The organism is Xylanimonas sp. McL0601 (assembly GCF_049852175.1).
GTDB lineage: Bacteria > Actinomycetota > Actinomycetes > Actinomycetales > Cellulomonadaceae > Xylanimonas.
On record NZ_CP187527.1, the window covers coordinates 972,457 to 992,058 of the forward strand.

The window sequence follows — 19,602 nt, forward strand, 5'->3', positions numbered from 1 at the left end:
CACCCCGCTCCACCCGGGTGAACTCGCCCAGCCCGCGGGCGTGTGGGGTGGTGGCCCGTAGATTCGAAATATGCGCGCCGGGCGCAGGACCAGCCTCGCCCCGCCTCCTGGGCACTTCGCCCGGAGGCGCTGGCGGGCGGTCGTGCCGGAAGTCGTCGTCGCACTGGTCGCGGCGCTGGTCCCGGCGACGGCCGCGTCCGCGGCGTCGGCAGCGGTGGACCCGTGCGCGGCGGGCAGCAACCCGATCGTGTGCGAGAACTCGAAGCCGGGGGCGGATCCGGCCGAGTGGGACCTGTCGGGCGGGGCGGGCGACCCGAGCATCCAGGGCTTCGCCACCGACATCAGCGTGGACGCCGGGCAGCGGATCAACTTCAAGATCGACACTTCGGCGACGTCCTACACGATCGACATCTACCGGACGGGCTGGTACGGCGGCAAGGGAGCCCGCAAGTGGGCCTCGGTCACCCACGACGCGCCGCTCCCGCAGCCGGAGTGCGCCGTCGACCTGGAGACGGGATTGTACGACTGCGGCAGCTGGGCGGTGACCGCGCACTGGGACGTGCCGGCCGACGCGGTGTCGGGCGTGTACGTCGCCAGGCTCACGCGCACCGACGAGGGTCCGGACGGCGGCGCGAGCCACATCACGTTCGTCGTGCGCAACGACACCAGCCATTCCGACCTCGTCTTCCAGACCTCCGACACCACGTGGCAGGCGTACAACACCTACGGCGGTGCGGACTTCTACCAGGGCACGAGCAACGGCCGGGCGTTCAAGATCAGCTACAACCGTCCGTTCGCGACCCGCGGCAGCGACAACGGCAGGAGCTTCTACTTCAGCTCGGAGTACGCGATGGTGCGGTTCCTCGAGCAGAACGGGTACGACGTCTCGTACATCTCCGGCGTCGACACCGCGCGCAGCGGGTCGCTGCTGCTCAACCACCGCACGTTCCTGTCCGTCGGGCACGACGAGTACTGGTCGGGCCAGCAGCGCGCGAACGTCGAGGCCGCTCGCGACGCCGGGGTGAACCTGGCCTTCTTCAGCGGCAACGAGATGTACTGGCGCACACGGTGGGAGGACTCGGTCGCGGGCGACCCGGCGGGCTACCGCACGCTGGTCTGCTACAAGGAGACCTGGTCGAACGCCAAGGTCGACCCCTCCGCGGAGTGGACCGGCACGTGGCGCGACCCGCGCCTCGCCGGAGCGAAGGATGGTGGCGGGCTCCCGGAGAACGCCGTGACCGGCACCATCTACATGGCCAACGACTCCGACCTTCCGGTCACGGTGACGTTGGAGGAGGGCAGGCTGCGCCTGTGGCGGGAGACCGACCTGGCGTCCATGCCCGCAGGCGCCTCCCAGGCGCTGGCGGCGCACACGGTGGGGTACGAGAGCGACGAGGACCTGGACAACGGCGCTCGTCCCGCCGGGCTCGTCCGGCTCTCGACGACGTCGGGCGACGTGCCCCACTACCTGAGGGACTTCGGCAACACCGACCCGCCCGGCCGGACGACGCACCATGTCACGCTGTACCGCGCCGACTCGGGCGCGCTCGTCTTCTCCGCCGGCTCGGTCCAGTGGGCGTGGGGCCTGGACCAGACGCACGACGGCGCCGGCGCGCCGGCCGACCCCCGCATGCGGCAGGCGACGATGAACCTGCTGGCCGACATGGGCGCCCAGCCGGTGACGCCCGCCTCCGGGCTCGTCGTCACGACGGCGTCGACCGACCACACCGGGCCGGCCGTCACGGTGACGTCTCCGAAGCCCGGCGCCGAGGTCGCGAACGGCAGCCTGCTGACCGTCTCCGGAACCGCCACCGACTCCGGTGGTGCGGTCGCGGGCGTCGAGGTGTCGCTCGACGGCGGGGCCTCGTGGCACCCGGCCGACGGACGGGCGAGCTGGTCGTTCACCGGACTCCAGCACGGCGTCGGGACGACCGAGGTCCAGGTCCGCGCGACCGACGACAGCGCCAACATCGGCCCCGTGGCTACCGTCGGCGTGGATGTCTCCTGCCCGTGCTCCGTCTTCGGCAGCGCTGTGCCGGCGCTCGCATCCGTGGACGACACCTCGGCCGTCGAGCTCGGGCTGCGCTTCGAACCCCAGGTCGACGGCGTCGTGGAGGGTGTTCGCTTCTACAAGGGCGCCGCCAACGCCGGCACCCACACCGGGTCCCTGTGGAGCGACACCGGTCAGCTCCTGGCCCGGGTCGAGCTCACCGACGAGACGTCGACCGGCTGGCAGGACGCACGGTTCCAGCGGCCGGTCCCGGTCGAAGCAGGGCAGTCGTACACCGTGTCCTACACGGCACCTCGCGGCGGGTACGCGAACGAGGCGGCCGCGTTCGCCTCTGGAAGCCTCGATGCCGCCCCGCTCACCGTCGAGGGCGGGTTCGGCGCGAAGCCGAGCGGCGTGTTCGGGTCGCCCGGCACGTTCCCCCAGCAGAGCTTCAGCAACGCCGCCTACTTCGTCGACGTCCTGTTCGACCTGCCCGGGGGCGCGCCGCTCACCGCGTCCGGCCAGGCGCCCGAGCCCGGTGCCGCGAGCGTGCCGCCGGACTCCGTCGTGTCGGCGACCCTCTCGACGAACGTCGACCCGCAGTCGGTCGCTGTCACGCTCGTCGACGCCGCAGGTGGCACGGTGGCCGGCACGACGCGCTACGACGCCGCCTCGGGCAGCGTGACCTTCACGCCGTCGGCGCCGCTGGCCGGGTTCGTCGAGTACACCGTGAAGGTCACGGCCACGACGGCCGACGGCCATGCGCTGGGCGACGGCAGCACCTGGACCTTCCGGTCGGCCCGCCCGACGTCCTCGGCGTGCCCCTGCGGGATCTTCGACGACGCCGTGCTGCCGATGATCCCGAGTGCCGCGGACCCGCTCCCGGTGACGCTCGGGATGCGCTTCCGAGCGTCATCGGCCGGTCAGGTCGTGGGGGTCCGCTTCTACAAGACGAGTGCCAGCACCGGGCCGTTCACCGTGCAGCTCTGGGGACCGGGCGCCGAGCAGCTCGCGCAGGCAACGGTGACGAACGCCGTGTCGTCCGGCTGGCAGGAGACACCGTTCGAGGCACCGGTGCAGGTCACAGCAGGCACGACGTACACGGCGAGCTACCGGACGGAGTCGGGCCACTACGCCGCAACGCCGGGCGGGCTCGCCGACCCGATGACCCGCGGGGAGCTGTCCACGCCCGAGTCCGCGGGCACCTACGCCTACGGCGGCGGTGCTCCCGAGACGGTGGTCTCGACGAACTACCTCGTCGACGTCGAGTACGTCCCTGACGCCTCCGTGGCGTCGTTGACCGACGGCGGCGCCGGGCGACCGGGCACGGCGTTCGCCGCAAGCCAGGGCTGGTTCGTGGTGGGCGCCCTTCGCTTCTGCGCACCTGCGAGAGATCGCCTGTTCGGGCGTCAGGCGAGCGCCTCGACCAAGGTCACTGCCGGCTGGCTCTGCCAGCGGTGAGCACCCCGAGCTCGGCGAGCATGCACGTCCTGCCGTCGACGGCCGTCGCGACCGTCACGTTGCCGTCGTCGCGGCTGAAGGTGAGCTCGGCCCCGCCCGACGTCTCCCGGGTGACCGCCTCGGTGAACCCGCCCCTGGTGAACCAGCGGCGCACCCCGACGAGGACGGTGCTGCACGCTCCCCGGATCGTTGCTTCGATCGCGAGCTGCGTACGCCCACCGGCGGTTGTCGCCGAGCTCGCGCGGAGGGTCGCGCCGACGGGCACGAACAGGACGTCGAGGAAGAACTGGGCATCGGCCCGGAAACCCAGGCCGAGGACGCTCGTCGGGCTTCGGTCCGCGCCGGACGGTGCTGCGAGCCGGTGGGCGCCTGGCGGGGTGGACGGCAGCAGCTCGGCGAGGCTCGCAGTCGGCTCAGGGCGTGGGCCGGCCGATCCCTGGCCGTCGGTGCTGCAGGCGGCGACTGTCAGAAGCACAGCCACGCCGGTTGCCGCGGCTCTGGTGCGCACGGGAACCCCTGGTTCGACAAGTTGTCGGTCGGGGAGATTGCCGCCCCCTCAATACAGGCTAGGACTGGCACCCGTGCCAAGAAGAGTTGCTCGCGGCACTTCACCCCGGCTCCACCCGGGTGAAAGCGGCCCGAATCCCTGAGCCCCGAGCGGTGGCGCGGTTAGGTTCCCAGCGAGGACGTGATTACCCGGCCTCGCGTCCACGCAGAATCGAGGACCACCCCCATGACCAACCGGCTGCGCGCCGCCGTGATCGGCGCCGGGTACTGGGGCCCCAACCTGGCCCGCAACTTCGCGGCGTCCGAGCAGTGGGAGCTCGCGGCGGTGTGCGACCTCGACGAGGCGCGCGCCGCCAAGGTGGCACGGGCCGCCGGCGGTGCCGACGTCGAGACGTCCGTCGACACGCTGCTCGCCCGCGACGACGTCGACGCCGTCGCGATCGCCACCCCGGCCCGCACCCACCACCCGCTCGTCATGGCGGCGCTGCGCGCCGGCAAGCACGTCGTCGTCGAGAAGCCCATCGCCGACAGCGCCGAGGCGGCCCGCGAGATGGTCGCCGAGGCGGCGGCGGGGGGTCTGGTGCTCATGACCGACCACACGTTCTGCTACACGCCCGCGGTCCTGAAGATCCGCGAGCTGGTCGAGTCGGGGGAGCTCGGAGAGATCCTCTACGTCGACTCGGTGCGCATCAACCTCGGGCTCGTGCAGCCGGACGTCGACGTGTTCTGGGACCTCGCGCCGCACGACCTGTCGATCCTGGACTTCATCCTCCCGGGTGGTCTGCGCCCGGCCTCGGTGGCCGCGCACGGCGCGGACCCGCTCGGCGCGGGGAAGGCGTGCGTCGGGCACCTCTATCTGCCGCTGCCGGGCGGCGCCGTCGCGCACGTGAACGTCAACTGGCTGAGCCCCACGAAGATCCGCAGCTTCACCGTGGGTGGGTCGAAGAAGACCCTGGTCTGGGACGACCTGAACCCGCAGCAGCGCCTCAGCGTCTACGACCGCGGGGTCGACCTCAGGACGCAGGCCGCGGACAGCCTCGAGCGCAAGCAGGCGACCGTCTCCTACCGGCTCGGCGACACCTGGTCGCCGGCCCTCAAGGAGCAGGAGGCGCTGGGCGCGATGGTCGGCGAGCTCGCCACGGCGATCCATGAGGACCGCGCCCCGGTCACCGACGGCGCCGCCGGCCTGCGGGTCCTGAGCATCCTGGAGGCGGCCTCCCGCAGCCTCGAGGTCGGAGGCGACGCTTGCGTCGTCGAGCACGAGCCGGAGCTGGTCGGAGGAGTGGCATGAGCGAGCGCAGCGAGCGAATCAAAGAGCACAGGGCGGATGGTGCCTCATGCGCGCACGGAGCGAAGCGAGTACGCGCATGAGCGAGCGCAGCGAGCGAATCAAAGAGCACAGGGCGGATGGTGCCTCATGCGCGCACGGAGCGAAGCGAGTACGCGCATGAGCACAGTGCAGGGAGCGGACGTCCTGGTCACGGGCGGGGCAGGGACGATCGGGTCGACGCTGGTGGACCAGCTGCTCGACGCGGGCGCGGCCCGGGTCGAGGTCGTCGACAACCTGGTGCGGGGGCGTAGGGCGAACCTCGACGACGCCCTGGCCACGGGTCGCGCGCACCTGATCGAGGGCGACATCCGCGACCGCGACCTGGTGCACGACCTGACGAAGGGCAAGGACCTGGTGTTCCACCAGGCCGCCATCCGGATCACCCAGTGCGCGGAGGAGCCGCGGCTCGCGCTCGAGGTGCTCGTCGACGCCACGTTCAACGTGTTCGAGGCCGCGGCAGAGCACAAGGTCGACAAGCTGGTCACGGCGTCGAGCGCGTCGGTGTACGGCATGGCGGAGGACTTCCCGACGACGGAGCGCCACCACCACCACAACAACGACACGTTCTACGGCGCGGCCAAGTCGTTCAACGAGGGCATGATCCGCTCGTTCCGGGCGATGACCGGGCTGGACTACGTGGCCCTGCGGTACTTCAACGTGTACGGGCCCCGCATGGACGTGCACGGCCTGTACACCGAGGTGCTGGTGCGCTGGATGGAGCGCATCGCCGACGGGAAGCCGCCGCTGATCTTCGGTGACGGCAAGCAGACGATGGACTTCGTCTGCGTGCCCGACATCGCGCGGGCCAACGTCCTGGCCGCCGCGAGCGACGTGGTCGACGGGCACTACAACATCGCCTCCGGCACGGAGACGAGCCTGCTCGAGCTCGCCGAGGCGCTGCTGCGCGTCATGGGATCCGACCTCGGTGTCGAGCACGGCCCCGATCGGGCCGTCAACGGCGTCGTGCGCCGCCTGGCCGACACCACGGCCGCGCGCGAGGACCTCGGGTTCGAGGCCACGATCGGTCTCGAGGCCGGCCTGCGGCTGCTCGTGGACTGGTGGCGGCCGCTGCGCGAGGAGATCGCCGCCGGGCGGAGCGTTGCGGCATGACCGCCCCGACGCAGGCGCCGGCCCGCATCAACGTGATGAAGCCGTGGCTCGGTCCCGAAGAGGTCGCCGCGGTCACCGCGGTCATCGAGTCCGGCTGGGTGGCCCAGGGCCCGCGTGTCGCCGCGTTCGAGAGGGCGTTCGCCGAGGCGATGCAGGCCCACGAGGCGGTCGCGGTCTCCAACTGCACGACGGCGCTGCACCTCGCGCTCGTCGTCGCAGGCGTCGAGGCGGGCGACGACGTCGTCGTGCCGTCGTTCTCGTTCATCGCGACGTCGAACGCCCCCACGTACGTCGGGGCGCGGCCGGTGTTCGCCGACGTCGACCCGCTGACGGGCAACGTCACCGCCGAGACCGTGGCGGCCGCGCTCACGCCCGCGACGCGGGCCGTGATCGTCGTCGACCAGGGCGGGATGCCGGTGGACCTCGACCCGATCCGGGCGCTGTGCGACCCGCGCGGGATCGTCGTCGTCGAGGACGCCGCGTGCGCGGCCGGCTCGACCTACAAGGGCCGTCCCGTGGGCGCCGGCGCGCAGGTCGCCGCCTGGTCGTTCCACCCGCGCAAGATCCTCACCACCGGCGAGGGCGGCATGCTCACGACGAGCGACCCTGCCTGGGCTGCGCGCGCCCGCCGGCTGCGCGAGCACTCGATGAGCATCTCGGCCGCCGACCGGCACGCGAGCCTCGTCTCGCCGCCCGAGGAGTACGACGAGGTCGGGTTCAACTTCCGCATGACCGACCTGCAGGCGGCCGTCGGGCTGGTGCAGCTGGGCAAGCTGCGCGAGGTCGTCGAGCGCCGGCGTGTGCTCGCAGCGCAGTATCGCGACGCGCTGGCCGACGTGCGGGGCGTGCGCCTGGTCGACGACCCGGCCTGGGGCACCAGCAACTTCCAGTCGCTGTGGCTCGAGGTGCTCCCGGCGTTCGCGCAGGACCGCGAGGGCCTGCTGCTCGCGCTCGCCGAGGCGGGCGTCTCGGCACGCCGCGGCATCATGTCCGCGCACCGCCAGCCGGCCTACGCCGACCGGGACACGGGCGACCTCCCGCTGCCGGTGACCGAGCGCCTGACCGACAGCACGCTGATCCTGCCGCTGTTCCACCAGATGACGGACGACGAGCTCGAGCGCGTCGTCGCCGCGGTCCGCGGCGTCGGCGAGGCCTGAACATGGCCGCGGTGCTCATCCTCGGGGCGAGCGGGCTGGCCCGCGAGGTCCTGCCCGTGCTGCGCGAGCTGGGGCGTGACGTGCTGGGGATCCTGGACGACCGTTACGCCACGCTGCCCCGCACCGTGGGCGGCGCCCCCGTGCTGGGCGGCATCGACGACGCCGGGATGTACCCCGACGCCGAGGTGCTGGCCTGCGTCGGGCCGAGCAAGGGTCGCGAGTCAGTCGTGGCGCGGGCCGAGCGGGCCGGGGTCACGACCTGGGCGACCGTCGTCGACCCGTCCGTGCGGAACCCCGGAGCCTCTCCGGTGGGGCAGGGGTCGATCTTGCTGGCCGGCGTGACCATCACGGCCGACGCCGTGCTCGGCGACCACGTGGTGGCGATGCCGAGGGTCAGCGTCACGCACGACTGCCTGGTTGCGGACGCCGCGACGCTCGCCGCTGGCGTGACGCTGGGCGGCGGCGTGCGCGTCGGCCGCGCGGCGTACCTCGGGATGAACGCCTGCGTGCGGCCCGGCGTCGTGATCGGCGCGGGCGCGACCGTGGGGATGGGGTCCGTCGTGCTCGGCGACGTGCCCGACGACGAGACATGGGCGGGCGTGCCCGCACGACAGCTAGGAGCTCACACGTGAAGGTTCCGTTCCTCGACCTGGCCGCGCAGTCGGCCGAGATCGCCGACGAGGTGCTGCCCGTCTGGCAGGCGCAGCTCCTAGGCGCCGGGTTCGTCGGCGGGCCTGAGGTTGCCGCCTTCGAGCAGGAGTACGCCGCATACGTCGGCGTCGAGCACGTGATCGGCGTCGGCAACGGGACCGACGCCGTCGAGCTCGCACTGCGCGCGGCCGGCGTCGGGCCGGGCGACGAGGTGGTCGTTCCCGTCAACACGTTCATCGCGACGGCCGAGGCCGCCTCGCGCATCGGCGCCGTGCCCGTGTTTGTGGACGTCGACCCCGAGCACCTGCTCATCGACCCGGCGCTCGTCGAGGCGGCCGTCACCGCGCGGACCCGCGCGATCGCGCCCGTGCACCTGTACGGCCAGACGGCGCCCGTCGAGGAGCTGCGGCCGATCGCGGAGCGGCACGGCCTGGCGATCGTCGAGGACGCCGCGCAGTCGCAGGGTGCGTCGTCGCTCGCCGGGCGCGCGGGCGCGCTCGGCCTGGTCGCGGCGACGAGCTTCTACCCGGGCAAGAACCTGGGCGCGGCCGGCGACGCCGGCGCGGTGCTCACGAACGACCCGGAGATCGCGGCGTTCGTGCGCAACGTCGCCGCGCACGGCAGCACGGTGAAGTACGTGCACGACCGCGTGGGCTTCAACTCCCGGCTCGACGCCGTCCAGGCGCCCGTGCTGCGTGCCAAGCTGCGGCGGCTCGACGAGTGGAACAAGGCCCGCCGTGCGGCCGCCGACCGGTACGCCGCGCAGCTCGCCGACGTGCCGGGCGTGCGCGCCCCCGCAGTCCGGCCGGGCAACGAGGACGTGTGGCACCTGTACGTCGTGCAGGTCGAGGAGCGCGACCGCGTGCTGAGCGAGCTGCTCGAGGCCGGGATCGGCGCGGCGCTGCACTACCCGACGCCGCTGCACCTCACGGAGGCCTACACCCACCTGGGGTACGGCACGGGGCAGTTCCCCGTGGCCGAGGCTGCCGCCGCCCGGATCCTGTCGCTGCCGATGTTCCCGCACCTGACGGCGGCGCAGCAGGACCTCGTGGTCGAGGCGCTCGCACGTGCGGTGCGGTGAATGACCGCTCTCGACGCCGCGAGACACGCGGCGACCGCCACCCCGGGCATCGCGCGGATGTCGATCCTCGTGTGCCCGCACGAGATGGTGCGCGGGGGCAGCCAGCTGAACGCGGTCGACCTTGCCGCGCAGCTGCGCGACCGGGGGCACCGGGTGCGGGTATACGCGCCCGCGGGACCCGTCGTCGCACGCGTGCGGCTGCTCGGGCTCGACTACCAGGAGGCGCCCGGACGCCGCGGCATCGTCGACGTCCGCGGCACCCGGTCGCTGGGACGGGCCGCCAGGGAGTTCGGTGCCGACGTCGTGCACGCCTACGAGTGGCCGCCCATCATGCAGGCGGCGTTCGCCCGCCTGGGCGGCGCCGCCCGCGTCCTGACCGTGCTCTCGATGGACGTGCCACCGTTCCTGCCCCGCACGCCGATCTTGCTCGTCGGGACCGAGGAGCTGCGCCGGGGCGCCGCGCAGACCCACCGGGACGTCCGGCTCGCCGAGCCCCCGGTCGACACGGACCACGACCAGCCCCGCGACCCCGCGGCGTCCCGGGCGTCGCTCGGGGTCGCCCCGGACCACCTGCTCGTCGCCGTGGTCGGGCGCCTCTCCGCCGAGCACAGCAAGGCTGAGGGAGTCCTCGAGGCCATCCGCGTCGTCGAGGCGATCGCCGACCTGCGGCCGGTCACCCTGCTCGTCGCCGGCGACGGCGATCGGGGCGACACGGTCCGCGCGGCCGCGGCCGCGGCCAACCGCCGGCTCGGACGGACGGTCGTGCGCATCCTCGGTGACGTCGCCGACCCGCGGCCGGTGTACGACGCCGCCGACATCACGTTCGGGATGGGCAGCTCCGCGCTGCGTGCGCTGGCGCACGGCAAGCCCATCGTCGTGCAGGGGCGCGACGGCTTCTGGCTCACCCTCGAGCCCGGAAACGCGTCCCGGTTCTTCGAGACCGGGTTCTTCGGCGAGGGCCCGTCCGGCGGGCCGGGGCTGACCGAGTCGATCCGGCTCCTGGCCGACGATCCCGCGTTGCGGGCGGAGCTGGGGCGGTTCGGTCGCGAGCTCGCCGTGGAGCGGTACTCGCTCACGCACGTCGCGGACGTCGTCGAGCAGGCGCACCTGGACGCGCGTTCTCGCCACGACGACCCTCGCCGCGGGGCTGCCGAGCGGGTGCAGACGGGGTACCGCTTCGCCAAGTTCTGGTTCTGGATGACCCTGGGCCGGCGTCCCGGGGTCGCGCGGCTGGTAGGCCGCCGATGAGCGGCGAGGCCACGCTCGGGACGAAGGCCACCCGCGCTGCGGCCTGGAGCGGCGTGAGCACGATCGTGCTACGCGCCGGCGGCTTCGCCGTCGGGATCGTCCTGGCGCGGGTCCTCGGCCCGGAGCAGTTCGGCGTGTACGCCGTGGCGCTGACCGTCCAGGCCGTGCTGATGGCAGTCGCGGACCTCGGGCTGTCCGCGGAGCTGATCCGTTCCGCCGACCACGAGCGTCGCGCCCCGACGGTCGCGACGCTCGGCCTCGTGACCGGCACGATCCTCGCGGCGGCGACCGTGCTCGCGTCCCGCCCGCTCGCCGAGGCGCTCGGGGCTCCGGACGCCGCGCCGGCGGTCGCCGTTCTCGGCGTCACGCTCGCCCTGGGCGGCGCCGGCGTCGTCCCGCTCGCCGAGCTCCAGCGCTCGTTCAACCAGCGTGCGCTGTTCATCGTCGCGATCGCCGACTTCGTCGTCTCGACGTCCGTCACGCTGGGACTGGTCACGCTCGGCTGGGGTGCGCTGGCGATCGCCGTCGGGCGGCTCGCGGCGCAGGTGGTCGCGACCGTGCTCCAGTTCGTGCTTGCCCGGGTCCGGCCCGTGTTCCGCGTGGACCGCTCGCTGCTGCGGCCGATCCTCGCGTTCGGCCTCCCCGTCGCGGGTGCGAACGTGCTGTCCTGGGCGCTGCTCAACATCGACAACGTGGTGCTCGCCCGCGTCGCGGGGGCGACGACGCTCGGCTTCTACGTGCTCGCCTTCAACATCTCGAACTGGCCGATGAGCGTGCTGTCCCAGATGCTGCGTTCGGTCGCACTGCCGTACTTCTCGCAGGCCGGCGACGCGCGGGGCGCACTGAACCGCCTGGTGGGGGTCGCGTGGGCGTTCTCCTTGCCCGCGGGCATCACGATCGCGGTTCTGGCGCGGCCCATCGTCGAGATGGTGTACGGCGAAGCCTGGCTCGCCGCCGTCCCAGCGCTCGCCGCACTCGGCTTCTTCGGCTGCCTGCGGGTGCCCTTCGACGTCTTCGCCTCCTACCTATACGCCATCGGGCGGTCCCGGCCCGTCCTCTGGGTCCAGGTCGTCTGGTTCGTCGTCCTGACGGCGGGGATGATCGTCGCGACGCGTGCCTGGGGGATCGTCGGTGCCGGCTGGGTGCACGTCGTGGTCGCCGTAGCGGTCATCCTCCCGGCGTTCGCGATCGCCCTGCGCTCCAGCGGGGTGTCGCTGCGCGCACTCGCGGCGGCGTGCTGGGTGCCGTGCGCCGCGGCGGTGCCGGCGGCGGCGGTGGCCATGCTGGCGACGCGGCTGGAGTCCCCCGTGGCCGCGACGCTCCTCGGGGGGGCCGGCGCCCTCCTGACCTACCTGGTGCTGGCCGGGCCCTGGCTCCTGCGCGGGTGGCGGACGCTGCGCGCCGCGCCCGCCGTTGCGGCGGAGCCTGCCGCCGCGCTCTAGCTTCGCCGACCCGGCCGGAGGAGCGCAGCGGTCACCACTCGCCGCGCCGGTGCCAGCGGCGCGCCGACACCTCGTTCCTGACCCTCCCGAGGGCCCTCCTGCCCAGGCGCACCGTCCGCAGGGGCGACATCCGGGCCTCGGCGCGCGCCCAGAGCGCGCCCGCCCCTGAAGGGTCGGCGGCCTCTGCGAACGCCCGGAGCGCGGCCGCGGCGTCGGGCGTGCACTGGCCCACGTCGTCGAGGTGGACCAGCACGTGGGCCGCCTCGGCCGCGAGCCTCCGCCCCGCGACGCTCCGGAGCTCGGCGGTCTGAGGGAGGAAGTCCTCGGACCAGTCGAACAGCACGGTGAATGCGAGGCGCCGTTCCTCCAGGTCACCGGTCAGGGGCGCGAGCGTGGTCGAGAGGCTCGTGGGGTGCTCACGGTGCCAGGCCTGGTCCGGACCTTGGACGTACGCGACGTCGCTGACGGTCGCGAGGCGGAGCCACATCTCGAAGTCGTGCGAGTGAGCGAGGTCGCGCTGCCCCCCGACGAGGTCGACGATGCTGCGTCGCATGAGCACCTCGGGCGACGTGATGACGTTGACGCCCGTGCGCACCCGGTCCGCCAACCAGTCGTGGCCGGGCCACAGGAGCCATCGGTCCACGGCAGCACGGGCGGGCGGCGGTTGCGTGCTGGAGAAGTGCAGGGGTCGCCCGTACACCAGGCCGACGGTCGGGTACGCCTCGGCGACGGCCGTCGAGCGCGCGAGCGAGCCCGGCGTGAGCAGGTCATCGGCGTCGAGGCGCACGAGGTAGTCGCCCGTCGCGTGCTCCATCCCCTCGTTGAACGTCGCGACGGGGCCGCCGTTCCGGGCGCGCCGGACGACGCGGACCCGGTCGTCGGTCGACGCGACCGCCTCGGCGACGTCGGCGCTGGCGTCGGTCGACGCGTCGTCGACGACGACGACGTCGACGCTGACGCCCTGCTGCGACAGCGCGCTGCGGATCGCCGCGTCGACGAATCGCGCGTAGTTGTAGCAGGGAATCACCACGCTGACGCTGGGCGCCCTGTCCTGAATCTCCGGGTTCCGGTTGCGGGGCGGCACCGCCGCCCTCGTGGTCAGCCCTCCGGCGATGCGGTCGGGCAGCTGCGTCGTCACTCCGGCGCTCCTGCTCGGTCGAGCGGGAGGCTCAGGCCGAGCTCGTCCGCGATGATCGCCGCCACCGCGGCCCCCGTGGGCTCCCAGGACCGCCCCACGACGCTCGCCGCCACCTTGCCGGCGTGCTCGTCGCGGTCCGGGCGCTCGACGGCGGCGCTCAGGGCGTCGGCGAGCGCCGCCGGGGTCGCGTCGGCCCAGGCGGCGTACGGGTTAGGCAGGTCGGCCCGCGCGAGCGGGCTGTCGTTGACGACGGCGGTCACGCCCGCGGCGAGCAGCTCCTCGGCGACGAGAGAGATGTTCGTGAACGACAGGGCGAGGCCGGCGACCACCGAGCCGTAGAGCTCGTTCAGCCGCGCAGGCGCGAGGTTCCCGTGGTTCACGGCTGGGAATGCGGCGTCGTCGACGCGGTCGCCGTAGACGTGGATCGGCTCTTCGGGATGCCGGGCGTGGAAGATCTCGAGCGCTCGGATCGCGAGGCTGTAGCCACGCCGGTCGTTGCCGCGCTTGGCGTAGAAGGTGACGCCGGACCGGCGTCCGGCGGGTGACGCCACGTGGTAGGTGGCCGTGTCGCAGCCGAAGGGCACCAGGTCGCTGCGCACGCCGGTCTCGCCGCGGATCAGGTCGTGCACCATCCGCCCCAGCGCGATGTTGCGAAACCCGAAGCGGTACGTGTCCTCGGCGAACGCGTACGTCGCCCCGCGGGGGTGGAAGAGCGGTTCGAAGTCCTGGATGAAGTAGAGGCGCTTGCCCTCGACGGTACGCCGGGCCGCGACGTGGGCGGTCGGCCAGGAGCTCGCGACGACGGCGTCGTACCCGGTGATCTGCTCGGCGAGCGGCGCGATCTCGGCATCCAGCCACGGCCATGCCGTCCGGATGGTGCGGACCCGCTGATCAAGGTCGCTCCCGTACCTGTCGTACAGGAGAAGGGTGTTCTCGAGTCCCGCGGCGCGCGCGGACTCCATGACGCGGAAGAGCGTCGTGTGCCCGCCGGAACCGGCACCGGGCGGGAAGGCGAGCCACGCGACCCGAGGCCGCGAGCCCGCCCGCCGGGCGAACGGCACGGTCGTCGGAAGGTCGTGGGAGTCGGCGAGATCCCGCGGGAGCAGCGGGAACTCGAGCTCCTCGGTGTCGAGTCTCCTCGCGAGCTGACGGGCCGCACGCTGGGCGACCTCCCGAGCAGTGTGCCGGCGCAGGGTCGACACGAGCTGCCGCATTCCGGACGTCATGTCGTTCAGCGTGGGCACGCGCTCAGTCTGCCGCCAGGACCCGCGCGGGTCCCGATCTGGCGGGGGTGATCCGGGGGATGAATTGCCCTGCCCGGAGGCGGGTGAAGATCGGGCGAAAACACCCGTCCGGGGCCGCCGAGCGTAGCAATCCGGGACCGCAAGATGCTCTGATCTGTGCTGAGGGTGGCGACCGGGTCCCCCAGGAGGCCGGAGGTGTGGTGGTGACGTTCGTCGACGCCATGCTCGCGATCTGGCGCCGGTGGTACGTCCTCGCGCTGGCGCTCGCAGTGGCAGGCGCGGGCTTCGTCATGCTCGACGCCCACGGCGGGCTCTACTCGAGCAAGCCGATCATCCAGTTCATGCGGCCTGGCGCGAGCATCCTGGAGATCTACAACGGGCTCGACAACGAGGACATCATCGGCTTCGCTCAGATCGTCGCAGAGGCGGTCAACAACGGCCATCCCATCGAACGCTATGCGCTCGACGAGGCACCCCTGTACGGGGCCGGGCTGCGGCAGCAGGTCCGGGTCGGTGTGCCCAACACCGGGGGTCAGTGGGGGACGAGCTACTCCCGCGCCGAGATCGCGATCTCGGTCGTCGGCACCAGCCGGGCGTGGGTCCAGGACACCCAGCGAGTCATGATCACGCGCGTCCTCGAGGCCGCGCGCGCAAGTCAGGACGCGCTCAACGCACCCGAGAACGACCGGGTGTCGTACGCGATCCTCCCCGCGTCGACGACGATCGAGCACATCACCAGCTTGAAGTCGACGCGGGCGGCCGCACTCGCGGCCATGATGGGCGCCGGGACGCTCGTGGGCGCGTGGTGCGCCCTCACGCTGGACAGGTGGCTCCTTCGCCGGAGGCACGATCCACCGCTGCGCCGGCAGAAACCGCTCGTCGTCGGGGAAGGTGAAGTGGGATGAACGTCGTCGACACGCTGCGGGCCATGGTGCACCGCTGGTACATCGTCGTCCCGGGCCTGATCGTCGCGGGCGTGCTGTCCGCCCTGGTGTTCTCCCATGGGACCGTCCAGTACGAGCGCTCCGCGAGCATCCTGCTGCTCCCCGCCAAGACGAGCATCCCCAAGAACGACAACCCGTTCCTCTACATCTCCGGCCTCGGCCAGACGGCGGACGTCCTCGTCCGCGCCGTCGGCGCACAGGCAGTGACCGACGAGGTCCAGGATCAGCACCCGGATGCTCAGGTGACCGTGGCGCGCGACCCGGCGACTCCGGGCCCGATCCTCGTCATCTCCGTCAAGTCGCCCGTGGACGCCGAGGCTGGAACGGTGCTCGCCGACATGGTCGGACGCTCGCACGCGATCCTCGCCCGCCTGCAGGACGACGAGTCCATCGCGACGCCCTACCAGATCACGGCGAGTCCCGTCGCGGTCGACACCAAGGGCACCCCCTCGCAGAAGACCCGGATGATCACCACGGCCGGCGTCGGAATCGTGCTGGTCGGCGCGACGGTCCTGGCCGCCGCTCTCGTGGAGGCGTTGGCCGGTCGTCGGCGATCGGCGCGGACGCGCGGCCCCAAGGGGCCGAAGACGGGGCAAGCAGTGGCGCTCCCGATCTCGATCCCGGCACCAGCGCATGCCCGGAGCGCCCCCCCGAGGGTCGGCGGTCGATGACCTCCGCCCGTGCGGGCGTAGCGCAGCTCGAGCCTCCTGCGGAGCTCGCGCCGGCGACGCCTGCGGCCAGGGAGCGCGACGCGGTCGGGATGCTGACCGTGTACCTCGTGCTGCTCTGCGCCGTGCCGTCGAACCAGGTGCTCGCGCCCCTCGCGTCGCTCGGGCGGCCCGCGTTCCTCTGGGGGTTGCTGCTCGCCTTCTGGTGGCTGGTTCACCGCGTCCAGGATCGCGTCGGGCCGCCCTGGCCGGTGTGGCAGCCCGTCCGGTTCATGTTCGGCGTGCTCAGCGTGGTCGTCCTGGTGAGCTTCGCCTACGCGCTCCTGCGCGGTCAGCCATCCGACCAGGTCAGCCCGGCCTTCACCTCGCTGTTGCGCATGGTCTCGTGGGCCGGCGTGCTGCTCGTGACGATGGACGGCATCCGCACCCGCCGGTCCTTGTCCGTCCTGCGTGATCGCATCGTCCTGGCCGGTGTGGCCCTGGCGATCCTCGGACTGGTGCAGACCGCCACGCGGATGCAGCTCGTCGACCTCGTCCCGCTCCCCGGGTTCGCCGCGTCCGAGGAAGGCGGCATCCAGTCGCGAGGCTCCCTGGTCCGTGCAGCCGGGACCGCGACGCACCCTCTCGAGTACGCCATGTTCCTCACGATGGCGTTCGCGCTCGCGCTCGGGAAGGTGAGCCACCGGCCGCTTCGCGGGAGCGGGCGTGCCGTCGTCGGGCGGTGGTTCCCCGTCGGCGTCATCGGGGCGGCGCTGTTCGCCTCGGCCTCACGGTCCGCGCTGCTCGCCTGGGTCGCCGTCGCCGTCACCATGCTGCCGGGGATGCCCCGCAGGACGCGGGCGTACTCCGTCGCCGGCGCGGGAGTTCTCGGCCTCGCTGTCGTCGTCGCCGTGCCGGGACTCGCACGCACGATGCTCGAGATGTTCACCGGGGCGTCGGAGGACCCGAGCGCGCTGTCGCGCACGAACGCGCTCGCGAGGGCACCGGGGTTCATCTCCGCCTCCCCGCTGGTCGGCACCGGGTTCGGCACCTTCTTGTCCCGCTACCAGATCTTCGACAACGAATGGGTGCACCTGACTGTCGAGCTCGGGGTGCTCGGCATCCTGGCCTTCGCCGGCCTGCTCGCCGCCGGCGTGTGGAGCGCCTACGCGGCGCGTCGCGACCTGCGCACCGACGACGTCGTCGCCGGGGGGCAGGCGCTGATGGCGGCGGTGGCGGGCGGCGCCCTGTGCTTCCTGGGGTTCGACGGTCTGGCCTTCCCGATCGCCGCGGGCGGCCTGTTCCTGGTGCTGGGGATGTGCGGTGCGCTCCGGGCGATCGCTCGGACGGAGAGGCAGGGACTGGCCCGATGAGCGGACGGCTCCACCTCCCCTCGGACGGCTCCGCGATCGACTGGTCGGCGGTGCCGGCCGCGCCGGTGGCCGTGGTCCCGGAAGAGCTGACCGGCGCCGTGATCATCCCGGCGCACAACGAGCAGGCCGTGATCGGGCGCACCCTGCGCTCGCTCGCGCCGCTGGCGGCGCTGCACCAGTTCGACGTCGTCGTCGTCTGCAACGGGACCACCGATGCGACTCCCGACATCGCCCGGTCCTTCGACTTCGTGCGCGTCGTCGAGCTGGACGAGCCGTCCAAGACGGCGGCGCTCAACGCCGGCGACGACGTCGCGACCCACTGGCCGCGCCTCTACCTCGACGCCGACATCGAGCTCGCGCCCGAGGCGGTGCGCGCAGTCTTCGAGGTGCTCACCTATCCCGGCGTCCTGGCCGCCAGGCCTGTCCATGTGTATGACATCGCGCACGCGTCGATGCCGGTGCGGGCCTACTACCGTGCCCGCGGCCGGGTCCCGGTTCCGGGCGTACGCCTGTGGGGCGCGGGCGGCTACGCCGTCAACGAGCGCGGGCACGGCCGGTTCGTTCGGTTCCCACGCGTCACGGCGGACGACTCCTGGCTCGACGGCCAGTTCCAGAACCACGAGAAGCGCGTCGTCACGACCATCCCGATGCGGGTTCGCACTCCCGCGGACGTCACGGGGCTGATGGCCGTGCTGACCCGGCAGCGTCGGGGGTACGTGGAGCTGGGGATCGAGTCGGCCGCAGGCCGGCGCCTGCGGACCCTCGTGGCGTCCATCCGCGGCCCGCGGAGCGCGGTGGACGCCGCCTGGTACGTGGTGCTGACCATGGCAGCGCGGCGGCGGTCGGCGCGCGCCCTGAGACACCGAGGTGACCGGGACTGGGAGCGCGACGCATCCAGCCGCACGATGCCCGACCCCGGGCGCCCGATGACGACCGACCGGCCCGCCCACCATCGTGCCGAGCGCGAGCGAGAGTCTTCCGAGCGCAAGGGAAAGCCTCAGGCCAGCGCGACGCGGTAGACGTGGTGGGTGTCCGCCGTCGCGAACGTGTCGGAGAACCGGCCGTGCGACACCCGGATCGTGCGGTGCTCGCCGACGACCTCGACAGCCGCGCCGTTGACCCCGGGCGGCAGCCGGAACGTGCGCTCCCCCGTCCCGCCGCTGGTCATCGCGAGAACATAGGCATGCCCTTCCCACGACCGCAGCGACGTCTGGAGCCCAGGCCCGAACTGCCACCTGTAGGGCTGGGAGTTCAGCACGGGCGCCAGCGCACGGACCTCGGCGTCGATGGTCTTGACCGCGTCTGCCCGCGTGGCGCCGCAGTCGACGAGGGCGTAGTTGCCGCAGCTCGGGTCGTTGTTGTGCTGGAAGTACGCGATCCCGGCGGCGCCGTGGATGAGCGCGCTCCAGACGGAGCCCCCGATCTCGGCCGCCGTGATCGTCCGCGCACCGTCGTCCGTCAGGTAGGGGCGAGCCACCTCGACGAACACCCAGTTGGGCTTGGACGCGGCAGGCGTGTTGAACGTCTCCATACGATCCTGGAGCCACCCGTAGGCGGACGCCGAGGCCGGGTCCGCGCCCGGCGGCCAGGCGGGGGAGTCGCGGATCAGGTCACGGACGCCCGGGCTGGTGCGGGCGTACTCGTCCACGCTGGAGACGTCGACGAGAGCGAGATGGTCGTCCATCGTGGTGGGCGCCCACCACGTCCCGAGGACCCCGCTGCCGAAGTTCGCCTGGAGGAACCGGCCGTCGTGAAGTGCGCGGGCCTGGTCGGCGAAGCTGCGTTGCTTCTCGACCCGCACGTGCTCGTCCTTGGACGCGCACCAATAGGAGCCCATCTCGCACTCGTCACTGATGTGCCAGCCGACGACGCGGTTGTCGTCGCCGACCTCGGCGGGTGTCCAGTCGGTGCTCGCGATCACCGAGATGCCCGTTCGCGTGATGGTGGAGATGGGTGGTTCGTGCTCTGCGCCCATGTAGGTGTTGATCCCGAGCGCTGCGAGGCGGGGCGCCTGCTGCGGCGGGCCGAAGAAGACGGCGATCGGGAAGAAGTCAGGGCGCGTCCAGCCGGACGCCACCGCGCGGGGGAACTTCGCGTAGTAGGCAGGGCCGCCCCACCACCGCTCGAGCTCCGCGTGGATGCGCGCAGCTTCCGGTCCCGCGTTGCCCCCTGGGCCCGCATTCGGCGCACCGAGGAGGGCGATGACCGCCACCGTCAGGACGCCGCCGGTCAGCAACCATCGCGGGCCGCGTGCTGGGCGGCGGCGTCGGACGCGCATG

16 protein-coding genes are annotated in these 19,602 nt (G+C 72.7%); 12 read left to right on the top strand and 4 right to left on the bottom strand.

The window, feature by feature from the left end:
- The first annotated feature begins 142 nt into the window (after positions 1 to 142).
- Positions 143 to 3,451, top strand: a complete 3,309-nt coding sequence (locus ACO4JP_RS04475; protein ID WP_425956184.1) for a N,N-dimethylformamidase beta subunit family domain-containing protein — start codon at positions 143 to 145, stop codon at positions 3,449 to 3,451.
- Here the strand turns inward: ACO4JP_RS04475 and ACO4JP_RS04480 are convergent.
- Positions 3,423 to 3,959, bottom strand: coding sequence for a hypothetical protein (locus ACO4JP_RS04480; protein WP_425956185.1), 537 nt, complete (start codon positions 3,957 to 3,959; stop codon positions 3,423 to 3,425). The genes ACO4JP_RS04475 and ACO4JP_RS04480 overlap by 29 nt on opposite strands.
- Positions 3,960 to 4,184: 225 nt before the next feature.
- On the opposite strand from ACO4JP_RS04480, the gene ACO4JP_RS04485 reads away from it, so the two are divergent.
- The 7 genes from ACO4JP_RS04485 to ACO4JP_RS04515 all read left to right on the top strand — a co-directional run bounded on the left by ACO4JP_RS04485 (position 4,185) and on the right by ACO4JP_RS04515 (position 11,977).
- The gene (locus ACO4JP_RS04485) at positions 4,185 to 5,249 is read left to right on the top strand and encodes a Gfo/Idh/MocA family protein (protein ID WP_425956186.1); all 1,065 of its coding nucleotides are present in this window, start codon (positions 4,185 to 4,187) and stop codon (positions 5,247 to 5,249) included.
- A gap of 156 nt (positions 5,250 to 5,405) precedes the next feature.
- Positions 5,406 to 6,398: an NAD-dependent epimerase/dehydratase family protein gene (locus tag ACO4JP_RS04490; RefSeq protein WP_425956187.1), complete on the top strand. Its 993-nt coding sequence runs from the start codon at positions 5,406 to 5,408 to the stop codon at positions 6,396 to 6,398.
- Positions 6,395 to 7,555, top strand: coding sequence for a DegT/DnrJ/EryC1/StrS family aminotransferase (locus ACO4JP_RS04495; protein ID WP_425956188.1), 1,161 nt, complete (start codon positions 6,395 to 6,397; stop codon positions 7,553 to 7,555). The genes ACO4JP_RS04490 and ACO4JP_RS04495 overlap by 4 nt, the downstream gene beginning before the upstream one ends.
- Positions 7,556 to 7,557: 2 nt before the next feature.
- Entirely contained in the window at positions 7,558 to 8,187 is a 630-nt protein-coding gene (locus ACO4JP_RS04500; protein ID WP_425956189.1) for an acetyltransferase, read from the top strand.
- Positions 8,145 to 9,287, top strand: a complete 1,143-nt coding sequence (locus ACO4JP_RS04505) for a DegT/DnrJ/EryC1/StrS family aminotransferase (RefSeq protein WP_425956190.1) — start codon at positions 8,145 to 8,147, stop codon at positions 9,285 to 9,287. The genes ACO4JP_RS04500 and ACO4JP_RS04505 overlap by 43 nt, the downstream gene beginning before the upstream one ends.
- Positions 9,288 to 10,535 carry a glycosyltransferase family 4 protein gene (locus tag ACO4JP_RS04510; RefSeq protein ID WP_425956191.1) on the top strand — a complete coding sequence of 416 codons (1,248 nt, stop codon included), beginning with the start codon at positions 9,288 to 9,290 and terminating at the stop codon, positions 10,533 to 10,535.
- Entirely contained in the window at positions 10,532 to 11,977 is a 1,446-nt protein-coding gene (locus ACO4JP_RS04515) for an oligosaccharide flippase family protein (RefSeq protein WP_425956192.1), read from the top strand. The genes ACO4JP_RS04510 and ACO4JP_RS04515 overlap by 4 nt, the downstream gene beginning before the upstream one ends.
- 31 nt (positions 11,978 to 12,008) lie before the next feature.
- Here ACO4JP_RS04515 and ACO4JP_RS04520 read toward each other — a convergent pair whose 3' ends face one another.
- The gene (locus ACO4JP_RS04520; RefSeq protein ID WP_425956193.1) at positions 12,009 to 13,115 is read right to left on the bottom strand and encodes a glycosyltransferase family 2 protein; all 1,107 of its coding nucleotides are present in this window, start codon (positions 13,113 to 13,115) and stop codon (positions 12,009 to 12,011) included.
- The gene (locus ACO4JP_RS04525) at positions 13,112 to 14,359 is read right to left on the bottom strand and encodes a glycosyltransferase family 1 protein (RefSeq protein WP_425956194.1); all 1,248 of its coding nucleotides are present in this window, start codon (positions 14,357 to 14,359) and stop codon (positions 13,112 to 13,114) included. Before ACO4JP_RS04525 ends, ACO4JP_RS04520 begins: the two co-directional genes overlap by 4 nt.
- Positions 14,360 to 14,562: 203 nt before the next feature.
- On the opposite strand from ACO4JP_RS04525, the gene ACO4JP_RS04530 reads away from it, so the two are divergent.
- Genes ACO4JP_RS04530 through ACO4JP_RS04545 form a run of 4 tightly spaced genes read left to right on the top strand, consistent with a single transcriptional unit; the run spans position 14,563 to position 18,342 of the window.
- Complete coding sequence (locus ACO4JP_RS04530) at positions 14,563 to 15,264, top strand: hypothetical protein (RefSeq protein ID WP_425956195.1); 702 nt, start codon at positions 14,563 to 14,565, stop codon at positions 15,262 to 15,264.
- A complete protein-coding gene (locus tag ACO4JP_RS04535; protein ID WP_425956196.1) occupies positions 15,261 to 15,974 on the top strand; it encodes a hypothetical protein in 714 nt (237 codons plus the stop codon). The genes ACO4JP_RS04530 and ACO4JP_RS04535 overlap by 4 nt, the downstream gene beginning before the upstream one ends.
- The gene (locus ACO4JP_RS04540; protein ID WP_425956197.1) at positions 15,971 to 17,323 is read left to right on the top strand and encodes an O-antigen ligase family protein; all 1,353 of its coding nucleotides are present in this window, start codon (positions 15,971 to 15,973) and stop codon (positions 17,321 to 17,323) included. Before ACO4JP_RS04535 ends, ACO4JP_RS04540 begins: the two co-directional genes overlap by 4 nt.
- The gene (locus ACO4JP_RS04545; RefSeq protein WP_425956198.1) at positions 17,320 to 18,342 is read left to right on the top strand and encodes a glycosyltransferase; all 1,023 of its coding nucleotides are present in this window, start codon (positions 17,320 to 17,322) and stop codon (positions 18,340 to 18,342) included. Before ACO4JP_RS04540 ends, ACO4JP_RS04545 begins: the two co-directional genes overlap by 4 nt.
- On the opposite strand, the gene ACO4JP_RS04550 is transcribed toward ACO4JP_RS04545, so the two are convergent.
- Entirely contained in the window at positions 18,321 to 19,601 is a 1,281-nt protein-coding gene (locus ACO4JP_RS04550; RefSeq protein WP_425956199.1) for a hypothetical protein, read from the bottom strand. The two genes, ACO4JP_RS04545 and ACO4JP_RS04550, sit on opposite strands and share 22 nt — an antisense overlap.
- Between the last annotated feature and the right edge of the window lies 1 nt (position 19,602).